The organism is Sneathiella sp. P13V-1, assembly GCF_015143595.1.
Taxonomy (GTDB): Bacteria; Pseudomonadota; Alphaproteobacteria; order Sneathiellales; family Sneathiellaceae; genus Sneathiella.
Map to the genome: position 1 here is coordinate 1 of NZ_WYEU01000005.1, position 15,141 is coordinate 15,141.

Annotated in this window: 12 protein-coding genes; 3 read left to right on the forward strand and 9 right to left on the reverse strand. The window is 48.9% G+C overall.

The genetic code is table 11. The features are described from left to right. Both GUA87_RS16445 and GUA87_RS16450 read left to right on the forward strand, forming a co-directional pair. The coding region (locus GUA87_RS16445) for an Ig-like domain-containing protein (protein WP_193717718.1) at positions 1-3,712 on the forward strand (3,712 nt) is incomplete at its 5' end. Positions 3,713-3,847: 135 nt separating this feature from the next. After that, positions 3,848-4,129 carry a DUF6460 domain-containing protein gene (locus GUA87_RS16450; RefSeq protein ID WP_193717719.1) on the forward strand — a complete coding sequence of 94 codons (282 nt, stop codon included), beginning with the start codon at positions 3,848-3,850 and terminating at the stop codon, positions 4,127-4,129. On the opposite strand, the gene GUA87_RS16455 is transcribed toward GUA87_RS16450, so the two are convergent. From GUA87_RS16455 to GUA87_RS16495, 9 genes are all read right to left on the reverse strand, one after another. Then, on the reverse strand, positions 4,130-4,459 hold the full coding sequence (locus GUA87_RS16455) for a TraR/DksA family transcriptional regulator (protein WP_193717720.1): 330 nt from the start codon (positions 4,457-4,459) through the stop codon (positions 4,130-4,132). It abuts the gene before it with no gap. Between the two features lie 61 nt (positions 4,460-4,520). Further along, on the reverse strand, positions 4,521-4,925 hold the full coding sequence (locus tag GUA87_RS16460) for a GFA family protein (RefSeq protein ID WP_193717721.1): 405 nt from the start codon (positions 4,923-4,925) through the stop codon (positions 4,521-4,523). 128 nt (positions 4,926-5,053) lie between these two features. Further along, a complete protein-coding gene (locus tag GUA87_RS16465; protein ID WP_193717722.1) occupies positions 5,054-6,073 on the reverse strand; it encodes a 2-oxoacid:ferredoxin oxidoreductase subunit beta in 1,020 nt (339 codons plus the stop codon). A gap of 1 nt (position 6,074) precedes the next feature. After that, positions 6,075-7,946: a 2-oxoacid:acceptor oxidoreductase subunit alpha gene (locus GUA87_RS16470; protein ID WP_193717723.1), complete on the reverse strand. Its 1,872-nt coding sequence runs from the start codon at positions 7,944-7,946 to the stop codon at positions 6,075-6,077. A gap of 275 nt (positions 7,947-8,221) precedes the next feature. Continuing rightward, complete coding sequence (locus tag GUA87_RS16475) at positions 8,222-8,821, reverse strand: TetR/AcrR family transcriptional regulator (RefSeq protein WP_321575926.1); 600 nt, start codon at positions 8,819-8,821, stop codon at positions 8,222-8,224. Positions 8,822-8,906: 85 nt separating this feature from the next. Continuing rightward, entirely contained in the window at positions 8,907-9,641 is a 735-nt protein-coding gene (locus GUA87_RS16480) for a hypothetical protein (RefSeq protein ID WP_193717724.1), read from the reverse strand. Between the two features lie 69 nt (positions 9,642-9,710). Next, on the reverse strand, positions 9,711-10,859 hold the full coding sequence (locus GUA87_RS16485; RefSeq protein ID WP_193717725.1) for a TAXI family TRAP transporter solute-binding subunit: 1,149 nt from the start codon (positions 10,857-10,859) through the stop codon (positions 9,711-9,713). Between the two features lie 180 nt (positions 10,860-11,039). Continuing rightward, complete coding sequence (locus GUA87_RS16490) at positions 11,040-13,037, reverse strand: TRAP transporter permease (protein ID WP_193717726.1); 1,998 nt, start codon at positions 13,035-13,037, stop codon at positions 11,040-11,042. Next, positions 13,028-14,179 (reverse strand): TAXI family TRAP transporter solute-binding subunit, encoded by a 1,152-nt coding sequence (locus GUA87_RS16495; protein WP_227712111.1) that lies wholly within the window; start codon positions 14,177-14,179, stop codon positions 13,028-13,030. Before GUA87_RS16495 ends, GUA87_RS16490 begins: the two co-directional genes overlap by 10 nt. 137 nt (positions 14,180-14,316) lie before the next feature. Between GUA87_RS16495 and GUA87_RS16500 the strand changes: the two genes are divergently transcribed. Continuing rightward, positions 14,317-15,123: an IclR family transcriptional regulator gene (locus GUA87_RS16500; RefSeq protein ID WP_193717727.1), complete on the forward strand. Its 807-nt coding sequence runs from the start codon at positions 14,317-14,319 to the stop codon at positions 15,121-15,123. Positions 15,124-15,141: the final 18 nt, after the last annotated feature.

Below are 15,141 nucleotides of genomic sequence, written 5' to 3' on the forward strand. Positions count from 1 at the left end.
CGATGCCGGAAATGATGTTCTGCGCGGTGATAACGGTGCTGACACCATGTATGGTGGCCTAGGTAACGACGACATGCGCGGCGGCGGTGACGACGATCTGATGTATGGTGATGGCGACCATGACCTGATGTATGGTGACGGCGGTGCAGATACCATGTCAGGTGACGCAGGCAACGATCGTATGTTCGGCGGCACAGGTAATGACCTGATGTCAGGCGGCGAAGGCAACGATCGTATGTTCGGTGGAGACGGCAACGATTTGATCGTTGGTGGTTCCGGTAACGATGCTCTTTATGGTAATGACGGCGGCGACACCATGTCTGGTGGTACCGGCAACGACTTCATGGAAGGTGAAGCAGGCAATGACCTGATGTATGGCGGTGCAGATCACGACGCCATGTATGGTGGAGGCGGTGCAGATACCATGTCAGGTGACGCAGGCAACGATCGTATGTTCGGCGGCACAGGTAATGACCTGATGTCAGGCGGCGAAGGCAACGACTTGATGATCGGTGGTGATGGAAATGACCGTATCTGGGGTGACGATGGCGCTGACAGCTTGGCTGGAAACGATGGCAACGATACTATAAATGGTGGCGACGGTGCCGATATTATGTACGGCGGTACTGGTAATGATGTTATGGGCGGCGGTGCCGGTAATGATGTCATGAACGGTGGTGCTGATGATGACCATATGTCTGGTGGTTCCGGTAACGATCTGATGTTCGGTGAAGACGGCGCAGATACAATGGGTGGCGGTGAAGGTGCTGACACTATGTATGGCGGCGAAGGCGCTGATCACATGTCTGGTGGTGACAATGCTGACCTGATGTATGGCGGTATTGGTGACGATACAATTGCTGGCGGTGCCGGTGATGACGTGATGTATGGTGACGAAGGCAATGACCGTATGCTAGGTGCTGCAGGTGCAGATACCATGTATGGCGGTGCCGACAGCGATACCATGTATGGCGGTACTGGTGATGACGTAATGTCAGGCGGCGAAGGTGCTGACCTGATGTATGGTCAAGCTGGTAACGACGATATGTCTGGTGGTGCCGGTGCCGATACCATGTATGGCGGTGTTGGTAGCGCTGACACCATGAGCGGCGGTGAAGATGCTGACGTGATGTATGGTGACAATAACGCTTCTGCCTCTGTTGGCGATGACGATGTCATGTATGGCGATGCCGGTGATGACAGCATGTATGGCGGTGGCGGAAACGACACCATGTATGGCGGCGAAGGTAATGACCTGATGGAAGGTGGCTTCGGATCTGACACAATGGATGGTGGCTCTGGTGAAGACACCCTACAAGGTGGCCGTGGTTCCGATGACATGGATGGTGGCTTCGGTGCTGACAGCATGACAGGTGATCGGGGTAACGACACAATGGATGGTAGCTTCGGCAACGATACACTATCCGGTGGCCGTGGTTCCGATGACATGGATGGTGGCGATGATGATGACCTGATGTATGGTGATCAAGGTGCCGATACACTATCCGGTGGCTTCGGTGACGATGTCATGTATGGCGGCAGCGGTGCTGACGACATGAATGGTGGCTTCGGTGACGATGTCATGTATGGCGGCAGCGGCGCTGACGACATGAATGGTGGCTTCGGTGACGATGTCATGTATGGCGGCAGCGGCGCTGACGACATGAATGGTGGCTTCGGTAACGATGACCTCTATGGTGGATCCGGTAACGATACGATGAGCGGAAGCTTCGGTAACGATCTGCTCCTCGGCGGTACAGGCGATGACAGCCTGAACGGTAGCTTCGATAACGATACGCTCGATGGCGGTGCCGGTTCTGACACGATGTCAGGTGGCAGCGATGACGATGTCATCCGTTGGACAGCATCTGAAAATGCGGCTGGTGATGCCGACATCGCGGATGGTGGTTTCGATACGGATACTTTGGAATTGTACTTCACAGCGGCAGAGTTTGCGGCAAATGAAGATGCAATCGCTGAGTTCGCCAACCGTGTAGAAGCTGGTCAGACAGCAACATTGGATATCGATGGACGTACAATTACTGCTTCCAATATCGAAAATGTAGCGGTCCATGTGGATGGTGTTGAAGTTCCAGTTCTTCTGGATGATGCCTTCACAACGGACGAAGATACTGATCTTGCTGCTTCTATCGTAACCGGTCAGGCCCCAACTTGGGATCAGGACTTCATTCCAAATGACGGTGATACAGTCTTTAACGCACCTGGTGCGGTGACATTGACTGTTCCTCTGTCAGGTGTGATGTCTCCGATCACGTTTGCTGCGGGTGACTGGTCACCAGCGGGTGCCGGTATCTGGACATTGGATCTTCTGGATGGTTCCGATAATTACGGTACGCTGACATTCGATGCTTCGAATGAAGAAAGCGCGACTGTAAGCCTGGATATTCCTGACGCAGCTAACTCTGCATGGGAGCCAATGGATGATGATGGCGATGTAGGGACAGTTGTCTTTAACTACTCTGCTGATGTCGAAGGTACAGAGAGTGCGACAGTGACCATTAATGTGAACGGTGTAAATGATGCGCCGGTTGCAGAAAATGATGTGGTCATTACGAACACACTCGAAACCATCTACATTCCAAAATCAGCTCTGTTGGCAAATGACAGTGATGTGGACGAAACTGATGTGCTCTCTGTTGAAAGCGTGACAACGCCAGCAGTTGATTTCGATGATGACTTCGTATCCCTGCCAGGTGACAACCGTATCGTGAACGGAAGTTTCGAAGATCTGTCTACTGCTGATGTGAACGTACAGCACGGTAGCAGCTGGGCAACATATCACAGCCTGCCAGGTTGGAATGTTGATACATTAGCCTCCAACGCTCCGATCGAACTGCAGTTCGGTGGAACAGGTGGTCAGAATGCTCAGGACGGTAATACGAAGATGGAAATCGACTCTCATGATGAGGGCGGATACACATCAAGTAATGCTCACGTCTATCAGGATGTTCCAACAACTCCAGGTGAGAAACTGACACTTAGCTTCTGGTACTCACCACGGACAACAACAACAACGAACGGTGTTGAAGTCTACTGGAATGGCGTACTGATCGACTCCTTGTCTGGTAACGTCCCAGGATGGCAGGAATTCACTTATGAGGTTGATGCTGACGCTGTAGACAGCACTACACGCCTCGAATTCCGTGGCCTACCAGCAGAAGATACACAGGGCGGTTATATCGATAACGTCTATGTTGGGGATCGTGACTTCGATTACACAGCGACTGACGGTGATGCAACAGATGACGCAAGTGTAGATGTTCAATACCAGGTTGGTGGTGAACTGATCGGTGGTGATGCAAATGAGATTATCATCAGTGGTGACGGTGGCGACACTCTCCGCGGTAACGACGGTGACGATACTCTGATCGGTGCGGCTGGTGATGATGTCCTGATCGGTGGCGATGGCGCGGATACGCATACATACACAGATGCGGCAACAGACGGTGAAGATGTGATCCTTGGGTTCGATGAAACTGAAGACACAATTGATCTGGATGCTCTGTTCGATGATCTGGGTATTGCGGATGCAAATCGTGAAGGTATGTTGGAAATCACTGACATTGGTGATGATACGAAGATTGAAATCACCGGTGTTTCCGGCTTCTCCATCACACTGGAAGATGTTGATCTGGATACAACAGACGTTGCAGATATTAAGAATGCAATTATCGTAAGCGACGAAAGCTAATTTCTAAGCTTAGATAATTCCAACAGAAAAGCCCGGCATTGCCGGGCTTTTTGCTGTTTGGGTCAGAATTATTCTGGTCTAATAGGGCGTCGGGTTTTATGATCCGGATTAAGGATTAAGAGACAGGGTTTCCAGATGCCAAAAAATGCAGGTTCATTGATTGTCAAACTTCTGATCGGATCGTTTCTGGTCGGTTGGATGCTTACATGGTTTGACATTACGCCACTGGAACTCCTAGAAGATCTGACAGGCACTATCGGTGAGATTTACTCATTGGCCCTAAACACTGTTCGCTGGGCGGCGGATTACATACTGCTCGGCGCTGTGATTGTGATCCCGATCTGGGCGATTGTCGCTCTTGTGAATTATGCACAGGAAAAAAGTCGCCAGAAAAGCAAACCTCGTAGCGACGACTAATTATTTAGACGCACATCCAACACAGATAGCTGTGCTTGGATCTAACTCCAGTCGCTTGTCTGGGATTTCTTCATCACAAGAGACGCAGTAGCCATAATCCCCTTCTTTCAGGCGGATAAGGGCCGCTTCAATTCGGCTAAGCTCATTGTGACGCCGCCGTTCTGTTTCCTGGGCCATGGCTTGTACTTGTAAGGCGTCCATTCGGGAGAGACGACCCACTCGGCTTTGGTCAAGCTCGACCGGATCACTATCACTTTCGGTTGCTTCAAGAAGTGCGATGAGTTCCTGTTTGCGATTTAGTAATAAGGTCCTTGCCTTTTGGTCGTCCATGATGTGCCCAATTCATAGAATGAACAAAGAGCTTAAAACAGAAACTCACCGTAGGTTAAGTTTATTTTTCCGGGATGTAGTCGCCTTCAAATTGAGGAAGACCATCGTTAATCTCATACCAATCCGGTTTTGAGGCTGTGTGGATATGGGCCATAGGGCGAATTTTCGGGTCATCATCCAGGGCAGAGGCTGCAACAACATAGATATCTCCTATCGTTAAATCACCGAGTGATGTGCCGCAATGAGGGCAAAAACAGCGTTCGTGCTTCCAGTCTGGCCCCGGGTTGATCTTAGCAATTTGTTCTGCACCTTGGCTGATATGGAGGTCATCTGCCTTGCCAATCAGAACCGCCGAGAACACGCCAGCGGCTTTACGGCAGCGGGAGCAATGGCAATAACTGAGAGAAGAGGGCTCCCCCGTGATTTCAAATTTTATAGTGCCGCAGAGGCAACTGCCCGTGATCATGTTTCTATCCCTTAGCTAATCAAAAGAGAACATAACATGAACAAAATGTGTGTGTAAACAAATAGAGCTATAAAAAAAGCCGACTGAATTGCTCCAGTCGGCTTTTGATTTTGTTGTGTGGCTTGCGCTTATTTAACTTCCCAAATATGTCCTGCACGGAGCACCGCATCGAGAGAAGGTTTGTCCGCTGATTTTTGCGCTTCCATCTGATCGATGACATCTTGTTCGTAAGTATGTGCAGGGTCACAATAGAGAACACCGAAAGCGGTTGGGAAATCTTCCCCTCCCATATCCGCAAGCATGGTTGCCAGCATACGGTTTCTTTCGTCATGCACCAGAATATCAGCTTCGGTAACGCCGTCTTCTCCGATTGTCACAACTTCCAGAGAGAGTGACTGAGTGTTCAGACGAAGGCCTTTGTTTTTCTCTGCACCGAAGATAAGTGGCTGCCCGTGTTCAACATGGATCTGACGATCCGCCGCTGTTTTACGGTTAAGAATATCTTCAAAGACTTCGTCGTTATAAACGATACAGTTTTGAAGGATTTCTATTAAGGAAGTTCCTTGATGCTCATGAGCACGGGTCAGGATGACAGGCAAATCCTTCTGTGTATCGTAACCACGGGCAACGAAGCGTCCACCTGCGCCCAGACCAAAGACACAGGGCTTAAGCGGGGTGTCAACTGAGCCTGTCGGTGAGGATGGTGTCTTCAAGCCAACTTGGGAAGTTGGTGAATATTGACCCTTCGTCAGACCGTAAATCTCGTTATTACATAGCAGGATTTGCATGTTCACATTGCGGCGCAATACATGAAGCATGTGGTTGCCGCCGATGCTGAAGCCATCACCATCACCAGTGACCAGCCAAACATCAAGCTCTGGGTTGGTCATCTTGATGCCTGTTGCAAAGGCCGGCGCACGTCCGTGAATAGTGTGGAAGCCGTATGTGGACATGTAGTAAGGGAAGCGGGACGAGCAGCCGATACCGGATACAAATACGTAGTTTTCTTTCGGTACGTCCAATGCTGGCAATGTCCGTTGCACGGCTTTCAGGATCGCATAGTCACCGCAACCAGGGCACCAGCGGACTTCCTGATCAGAGGCAAAATCGGCTGGTTTCAGATTTTCGTTTTTGGCAATTACATTCATCTTAACTCTCCAGCGCTGCGTCAATTGCGGCTTCAATTTCTGCAATTTTGAACGGCTGACCCGTAACCTTGGTAACCGGCACTGCATCCAGCAGATATTGGTCGCGCAGGACTGTCTTCAATTGGCCATCGTTCATTTCAGGAACGATAACCTTGTCATAACCTTCCAGCAATTCGCCCAGGTTGGCGGGAAGTGGCCATAGGTGGCGGATGTGGATATGAGCAACATCCTTGTTCTGAGCACGTTTGTTGTCGACAGCACGGCTAATTGGACCATAAGTGGAACCCCAACCAACAACAGCAAGTTTACCGCCCTCATTTCCCTGTTCCGGTTTGGCAGCAGGAATGTCTTTGGCGATGCCAAGAATTTTATCACGGCGCAAATCTGTCATGCGTTGGTGGTTTTCCGGATCATAGGAAATATGACCAGAGCCATCCGCTTTTTCAATACCGCCGATACGGTGCTCAAGTCCTGCGGTGCCTGGGACGGCCCAGTTACGGGCGAGTGTTTCAGGATCCCGCTTAAACGGCGCAAAGCCTTCTGCTTCGGTTGTGTGTTTCACATCGAAGCGCTCGCGCTCACTTAAGTTAGGAATGAGCCATGGTTCCGCCGCATTACCGATATACCCGTCAGTAAGAAGCATAACGGGTGTCATGTATTTTGTCGCAAGACGGCAGGCCTCGATGGCGACCTCAAAGCAGTCACCTGGTCCATGTGCGGCAAGAACAACAAGCGGTGCATCACCGTTGCGGCCGTAAACGGACTGATACAGGTCAGACTGCTCTGTCTTTGTTGGAAGGCCGGTTGACGGTCCCGCACGCTGTGAGTTGACGATAACCAGTGGTAGCTCAGTTGAAATCGCGAGGCCAATTGCTTCCCCTTTAAGGGCAATACCTGGTCCTGATGAAGAAGTGATGCCAAGGGCGCCTGCATAGGATCCGCCGATGGCGGAGCAGATCGCTGCGATTTCGTCTTCTGCCTGGAATGTTTTCACGCCAAACTGCTTCATCTTTGCAAGAGAATGCAAAACAGGAGAAGCTGGCGTAATCGGATAAGAGCCAAAGAAGATGTCGAGACCAGCAAGCTCAGCGCCTGCAACTAATCCCCATGCCAGGGCTTCGCCGCCTGTTACTGTTCGGTAAACACCTTTTGGCATTTCTGCTGGGGCCACTGCAAACAGCCCTACACTGTCACCAAGTTCAGCGGCTTCACCATAAACATGACCCGCATTCAATGCGGCAATGTTGGCGTCAGCAATTTCAGGGCGCTTGGCAAATTTGGTTTTCAGCCAGTTTGTCGTGTCTTCACGGTCGCGGCCGTAAATCCAATAAACAAGACCCAGAACCCAGAAGTTTTTACAACGTAGACCTTCTTTCTGGGAGAGGCCAAATTCTTTAACCGATTCCAGAACATTTTTTGTAATGTCGATAGAAAGCACGCGATAAGGATCAAGGGAGCCATCTTCAAGTGGATTGCTGTCGTAACCAGCTTTTTTTAAGTTTCTATCCGTGAAAGCGCCTTCATCGATAATGAGCGCTCCACCCGGTTTTAAGCGGTCGATATTCACTTTCAAAGCGGCAGGGTTCAACGCGACAAGCACATTTGGATCATCGCCATGTGTTTCAATGTGGCGCGAGCCGAAGTTGATCTGAAAGGCGGAAACACCGAATGTCGTTCCCACAGGTGCCCGGATTTCTGCGGGAAAATCCGGGAATGTTGCCAGATCATTGCCCGCGAAGGCAGTTGTATCTGTAAATCTGCTACCAGTGATTTGGATGCCGTCACCGGAATCGCCTGCAAAACGGATAACAACGCTAGGGACGTTGACCCGATCCTGTGTCGCTTCGGCGACAGAATTTCTTGCTTCGCTCAACTTTTCACTCGCTTCTCATTCTTTACTGCGTTTTGCACTGTTCCGTTTAATAAGCTCGTGGAGAAAGCCATTCTATGACGTGAATCAAGCGCAAAGGCACCAACTTGCAAATGTGTAAGCCTATTTATGCCGCAGCCTTGATCATGCTGCCACAAAAAACGTCACTCCGCCATTTACAAGTACATATATGCGTACTCTGATTTGGAATTCAAATATATTTATTCTGATATTTTTGTAAATAAAATAAAAACACAGAAATAAAGTGTGCTATTATTTTATTGCGGCTCTAAACCTTCTTTGAGAAGGCGTACAAAAAACCGTCCAATTTGTTCCGGCGTCTGCCCCCCGGCACGATACCAGCTGCTGGACCAGTTAAGGGAACCCAGAAGGCTCAATCGGATCAAAGTTGGATCTACATCTTCTGGTAAAGGAAGAGCTTCAATCAGGTCCATGAAGAGCGCATCGTAGCGGTCACGTTTCTCAACCAGACGGATGCGAAGGGCAGGGGCCGTTCTGGAAATATCCGCACATAGCAGGATTGAGAAATTATTTCCGCCAAAAAGGGTTTCCATATGTGCCGCGGCGGCGAGATACAAGCGCTCCCACGGGTCTTCAATGCCACTAATTGCTTTCAGGACGGCTTCTGCAATCAGCCGAGTGCCTTCTTCATAGGTGGCAATGATCAGGTCGTCTTTGGAGGGGAAATGATAATACATGGAGCCAGCGAGCATTCCCGCTTCTCTCGCAATATCTCGCATCGACGTGGCGTCATATCCCCTTTGATTAAAAAGGTGTGCCGCTGCCGCCATTAATTCCTGGCGTCTATTGTCACTTCGATGCGGGTGATCTTCGTTTTTTCCCTGTTTACCTGCCACGTGTTCCCCAATCCCCTAACGAACAGTTGTTATATATAAGGTTATGCACCTTAACCGTGGATGCAACAACAATTTAATTGGGAGATTACTGGTTTAGGATACCCTTGAATAACTCAATGGCCTTTTCAGTTTCATCCAAAGCACCGCTTAGCAGGTTGCGCGCCTGATCATCTAACGGAAGATCCGTATTGAGTGCAGCCAAAGTCGTTTCGCGAAGAAGAGGAACAATAAGCTCATAAACCAATCGCTCTGGTGTCACACCTTCATTTCTGGTTCCAATAGCAGGCAGTTTTACTTCTGGCAGGGCCGCCGTGCTTTTGTTGCCAGTTAAGTTCGCGGAACTAACTACAAGAGTTCCCGGGTTGAATACGACATTTTCAACATAAAAGCGTTTGTCGCCTGCTTTAGGCCTGTTGTTTTTCAGAGAATACTCAATCTGGCGACGCAGGGTGCGAAGATTATCGGTATCATTCTGGATGTCGTAAATGATCTCTGGTGATTTGATGGTGACGGCCTTGACATGGATCACCGGAGTATTGAGTGTTTCAGGGTCGATAAGCAATTCAACGGCCTGAAAGTTGATGGCTTGAAGATCTTTGAAACCGGCGGGGTTTTTGATCGTCATTCCTGCAATGCTGGTAAGGCCCGTGTTTGCTGAATACTCAACTTCCCCTACACTCACCGGTGTTTGCGTAATTTCCTGTCCTCTAGCGGCGAGCGTTTCACCAATGACAGAGCCAATGGATACATAGATCGTGATCACTACCGCGCAAAAGGCAAGGAGGAACAAGGCGATAATAATGGTGAGGCCGCGTTGCATATGGATGTTTCCTGTATAATCTGGATCGCGCCTAAAGTAATGTCAGTCGATATAAAGAACAAGGAGAAGCTACTGCCCGTTTGCCAGCGCGGCCAAGAGGCTATCTCTTGCTTCCTGCCAGATTAAAGGAAACTCTTTTTTATCCCCGTGCAGATTTTTTTGTGTTTCAAATGCACGGCGTAGAAGCAACTGCCTTCTTAACAGCATATCCTGATGTTGCTGCGCTTCTTCAGTCCACAAATTCAATTCTTTAAAATATTGTATGGCACCATCATGAAAGGGGATGGAACCAAAGAAGTCTTGAAACAGAATATTCCAGCCCTCAATGTCTTTTGCCGCTTCAGCGAAACTATCAAACTTTTCAGTGATTGCCCGGGTAATCGTATAGGTAAGTTCGGAATTTGTGTTCGCAGTTACGGTCAAGGATGGATAAGGATAGGTAGCCCCCTTTAAAATATCATTTCCCTGACTGGACTGATAAGCAGCATCCTGTGGAGACATATATGGGGCAAGGTATTTCAATCGTTGCCAGCCTGCGCGATTATCAGCAGGAAGGGACGCAAGAGCAAAACGGCGCTTGCCATTTTTCAAAATGTTAATATCCGGCGTGCTGCTTAACACGAGTAACGCATCGGAGAGGTTCCTTTGAAAGCCTTCCATGGCAGCCTGATAATCAGGAAAGATAACCTGCTGAACGTCACGCCAACCAAGCCCACCAAAAGCGAGCAGAGCCGTTGTGTGGAGGTTATATGTGTCGTTATCGCGAAGCCAAACAACTCTTTTTCCATTCAGTTTCGATATATCCGTTTTGTTATCTCTGCTAGCAATAGCAAAGGTTATTGCAAATTCACCAAAAGAGGACAGAAGGCGTCTGATTTCCTGCGGGCCCTGATCTGCGTTGTTAAAGCCAGACAATCCTTCTTGCGCCATAAATCCTACAGAACCGCAAAAACACAAGTCGGCCTCTCCTTTGAGTAACTGATTTAAACGGTCTCTTTCATTTTGAACCGCGAAAACAGAAATCTCTTTTCTGAATTCAGGTTGGATAATGTTTCTGATAGTGATCGCCTGCGCGTAGCCGCTTGTGACAACTGAATCAGTAGAAAAAACAATATCTGATTTAACCTTTTCTTGCGCCAAAGCGGAAGTGGATGCAACGAGAAGAAACACTGCCAGAATAGCAAGAATCCGACAAAAGTTTAAATTAGCTATGCCCATAATTCCCCTCGAAGCCAAATCGCTTTTCCAATGTGCGACCGTATTTTGTACAGCTACATTTTAGAGCGCAAGAAACTTGGGGGCATATGACTTAAAAAAAAGCCCCATGCGGTATTTGCGCATGGGGCGAGAATTCGGGTGTGCGATATGGTAAGGCGCGAACGCCTTATCCAATTATACTCAAGCGGCGAGCCCTTTCTGATATTTGCTGTCCAGTGCTTTCGCTAGAACAGCAGCGATGCCGCCAACTACCAGTGCAAACAAGCCCAACTCCAGGTTAGAGAATGGAATAAGGTTGCCTCCAGGTGTTGCCAAGGCCAAGCCAGCCGCCAGAATCATTCCCCTGACAACCCAGCCAAGTGTTGGATGCCTGTGGAGGTTTCCAACACCCGTAAGATACCCTTGTAAAGCACTTGCGATCAGGATCACCCCAACGACAGCAGAGATAAACAGCAAGGCTGTTTTTTCAAGCGGTCCTTGGAAAATGAAGGCAGGATCTAGAACAAAGAAGAAAGGAACGAAGTATATAATCGAACCAAGTCTCATTGCTTCCAAACCTGTTTTCATTGGGCTGGCGCCAGAAATCGAAGCCGCGGCAAATGCGCCAAGCGCAACAGGAGGCGTGATAAAGGACACCATTCCCCAATACAGAATGAACAGGTGAACTGACATTGGATCCAAACCACCCTGCACCAGTGCTGGGGCCAGCACAATTGCGAGGAAGATATAGGCCGCTGTCACGGTCATTCCAATACCCATAATGAAGCTGGTAATCGCGCCCATAACCAGAAGGATCAGCGTGTTACCACCTGCAAGAAAGATAAGATCATTCACGAGTGTTCCCGCCATGCCTGTAATGGACAGGGCACCCACGATCAAACCAACACCAACAAGAATGGCACCAATTTCAACAAGCAGTTTGCCTGTTGCAATAATGAAGGCACCAAATTGCTTCAAGTTCCAACGATGCTTTGGAAAGAGCTGATTTACGGCAAGAAGTAGAACCGTCGCGTAGAACGGAGCCAGCACTTCCTGTTTCAGCCAGACCATCATGACAACCAAAAGGACGAATACGGCAATGAAGTGCCAGCCATCTTTTAAAGTGTCTTTCACCTTTGGCAGGTTTGCACGATCCTCCCCTGGCATTTCATGACGCGCTGCATAAGCATCAATCTGAATGAACAGGGCGAGATAATACAAGATTGAAGGAACAACCGCGGCAATCGCAATTTCAACATATGGGATGTTCAGGAATACAGCCATAATGAATGCTGTGGAGCCCATAATCGGCGGCATCAAAACACCACCCGTTGACGCACATGCCTCCACACCCGCTGCATAGGACGGGCGAAATCCCGTTTTACGCATGGCTGGGATGGTTAGCACGCCTGTTGTAATCACGTTGGATACCACGGAACCACTCATGGAGCCCATCAAGCCGGAGGAGAAAATCGCAACTTTTGCGGGTCCGCCACGCACATGCCCCAACAGAGCAAATGCAAGGTTGATGAAAAAGTTACCGCCACCGGTTTGTGTCAGTGCTACACCAAAGATCAAGAAGCCGATCACAAGATTTGCCATGGCCTGCATAGGAATACCCAGCATGCTTTCCGCACTTAATGTGTGATACGCAGTGGTATCCTCTAGCGAGCTGGACAAACCTGCAATAGGTCCTGGCATCACCTCAGCCACAAGTGGGTAAAGTGAGATGAGGGACACGATGACAAAGAGAGCTGTTCCTCCAGCACGGCGCGTTGCTTCCAGAACTAATAACCAAAGGGTAATACCCATATAAATCACATAGTCTGGCGCTCCTCCCATTTCCCATCCGTAGTCAACAATATCCGCGGCATTCCAAAAGAAGTACCCGAGAATGGCAAACATTACAGTTGCGGCAATAATGTCATACCAAGCGACACGGTTTGGGTTGGAGGTGGCTGTAGCGGGAAAGATCATAAAGGCAAATGGGACCAAAAGTCCAAAAATTGCGTACTGATATTTATTGTCCAGCCAGATAACATCGATGAAAAAACCGAAGTTGAACAGCTGATTAACAGCAAGGCCGACAACAATTACTGTTGTCAGCCCCAAAATGATCTTCGCCGTAGTGGAAAGATTTCGGTTCCGGTTGCCCTCTTCAGCAACCGGAGCCTTCTCCTCAGAGGTTGTTACTTCCATACTGGGTTCATACCCTCGGCTTCAAGAGCTGCCGCACGGACTTTCATCCACTCTTGAAGGTAGGCATCTTTGTCGAGTTTTTTGTCTTTCATTGTGGCCCACGCTGCGGCCAGAATGTCTTGACGCTTCAGAAGCATCTGGTTGTGAGCTTCCATGTCGGCAGTCCATACACCAGCTTCTTTCCAGTATTTCACAGCACCTTCATGGTAAGGAACGGCCCATTTGAATGTCTGGTTTTCTGTTGCCCAACCTTTCATGGCCGGCATTGCGTCTTTGTAGTTGTCATATTCGGTATGGACAGCTTTCACCATGCTGTACACAAGATCAGAATTCTGGTCATCACGTGTGATCAACATTGGGTAAGGATATGCACCACCTTCATGTGGCTGTTCCTTGGAAATTCCTGTGCCAAGTGTTGCAGTGTGTGGAACGTAATAAGGGGCAACCTTAGTCATGCGTTCCCAACCTGCTTTGTCGGAATGTGGTAGATCTGGCCACATGATACCACGTGGAGATGCTTCAAGTTTCTTTGTTGGACCGGAAACTGTAGAAGCAATTGCGGCGTCAACCTGACCATTTACCATTGCTTTCCAAGACGCACCATAACCACCAAATTCAACTGTCGTAACATCATCAAATGTCAGACCAGCAAATGCAAGGTGAGCTTCCGCGGCAATTGTAAGAGCAGGGGAGCTGCGAACAACAGCAACACGCTTACCTTTTAGGTCAGCCATAGACTTTACGCCGGCATCGGCAGCAACTGCCAAAGCAACGTTGGCGTCAGATGTTGCTGAGATGACCATACGTACTTTTTGTGGTCCCCAGCCTTCAACGCCAAAATTAAACACACCTTCAGACGCGAAGTATGTGCCCGCGCCATTCGCCACGAACTGCACTTTGTCATTTTTCAATGGTGCCATACGTGAAATGTCGTTTTTGCCCGGAACGACACGCAGGTTTACACCATATTTGTCTTTCAGAGCTTTACCAATCGCAACGGATTGATTGTATCCTGTTGTACCCGTGTTGTAGGCACTCCAGGCAATTGTACCAGGTAGTTTTACATCAGCTGCTGATGCAACATTCATAGCCCCCAGAAGCATTGCGGACGCTACGGAAACGGAACTTATCATTAATCGCATTTTGACTCTCCCGATTTGAATGAAGCATTTTTGTTCTTCTCGGCGCTTCATCAGTAATGTATTCTGCATAGCGGAACATGTTTCCGCAAGAAGATTTTTAGTTCTGATATTGTTAGTTTATTTTTTTTGAAATTATTATGAAAAACCAGAAAATTGAGCCTTTCCAACTAGATAACGTTGAAAAGGATCGGCATTTTGTAACTGCCCTTGCGCGGGGTCTAGAGGTACTTCGTGCATTTCGTCCGGGTGAAGGGGCGGTCGGTAATACAGAAATTGCCACAAGAACGGGTTTGCCGAAGTCAACAGTATCTCGCCTTACGAGTACATTGGTGCAATTGGGCTATTTGATTCATCGCGAAGATGAAGCGCGATATGAGCCTTCCCCTGCTGTTTTAACCCTTGGATATACTTTTTTGGCCAATAGTCGGCTGCGTCTTTTGGCTGCCCCTGCTATGCGGGAAATGGCGCGAAATACCGGATACAGCCTCGCAATGGGAGCGCGGCATAAACTTAATATGCTCTATGTGGAAGCCGCGCGGGGAACGAAAGCAAGTACGCTGGTGTTAGAAGTGGGATCCTATATTCCCATCGCCAAGACATCGATGGGGCGGGCTTTTCTTGCGGGCATGGTAGATGTTGAGCGTGATTTCGTGATGGACAGCATCAAGCATCATTCAGGAACTGAATGGCCAGAGATTAAAAAAGGAATTGAAGAATCCATCATACATTATGAGGAAAAAGGGTTCTGCGTATCTTTTGGCGATTGGCAACGGGCAACAAATGCTGTCGGCGTACCAATCAGAGATCAAGCCAAGGGGGACCTGATGGCGATCAACTGTGGGTGCTCCGCTTATCTAGCGACACCGGAAGAACTTATTGAAGAAATGGGGCCGCAATTGGTATCTCTCGCTCGAGGTGTTGAGATTATGTGCGGACAAGGTTAACCTTAAACTCAACAAGAA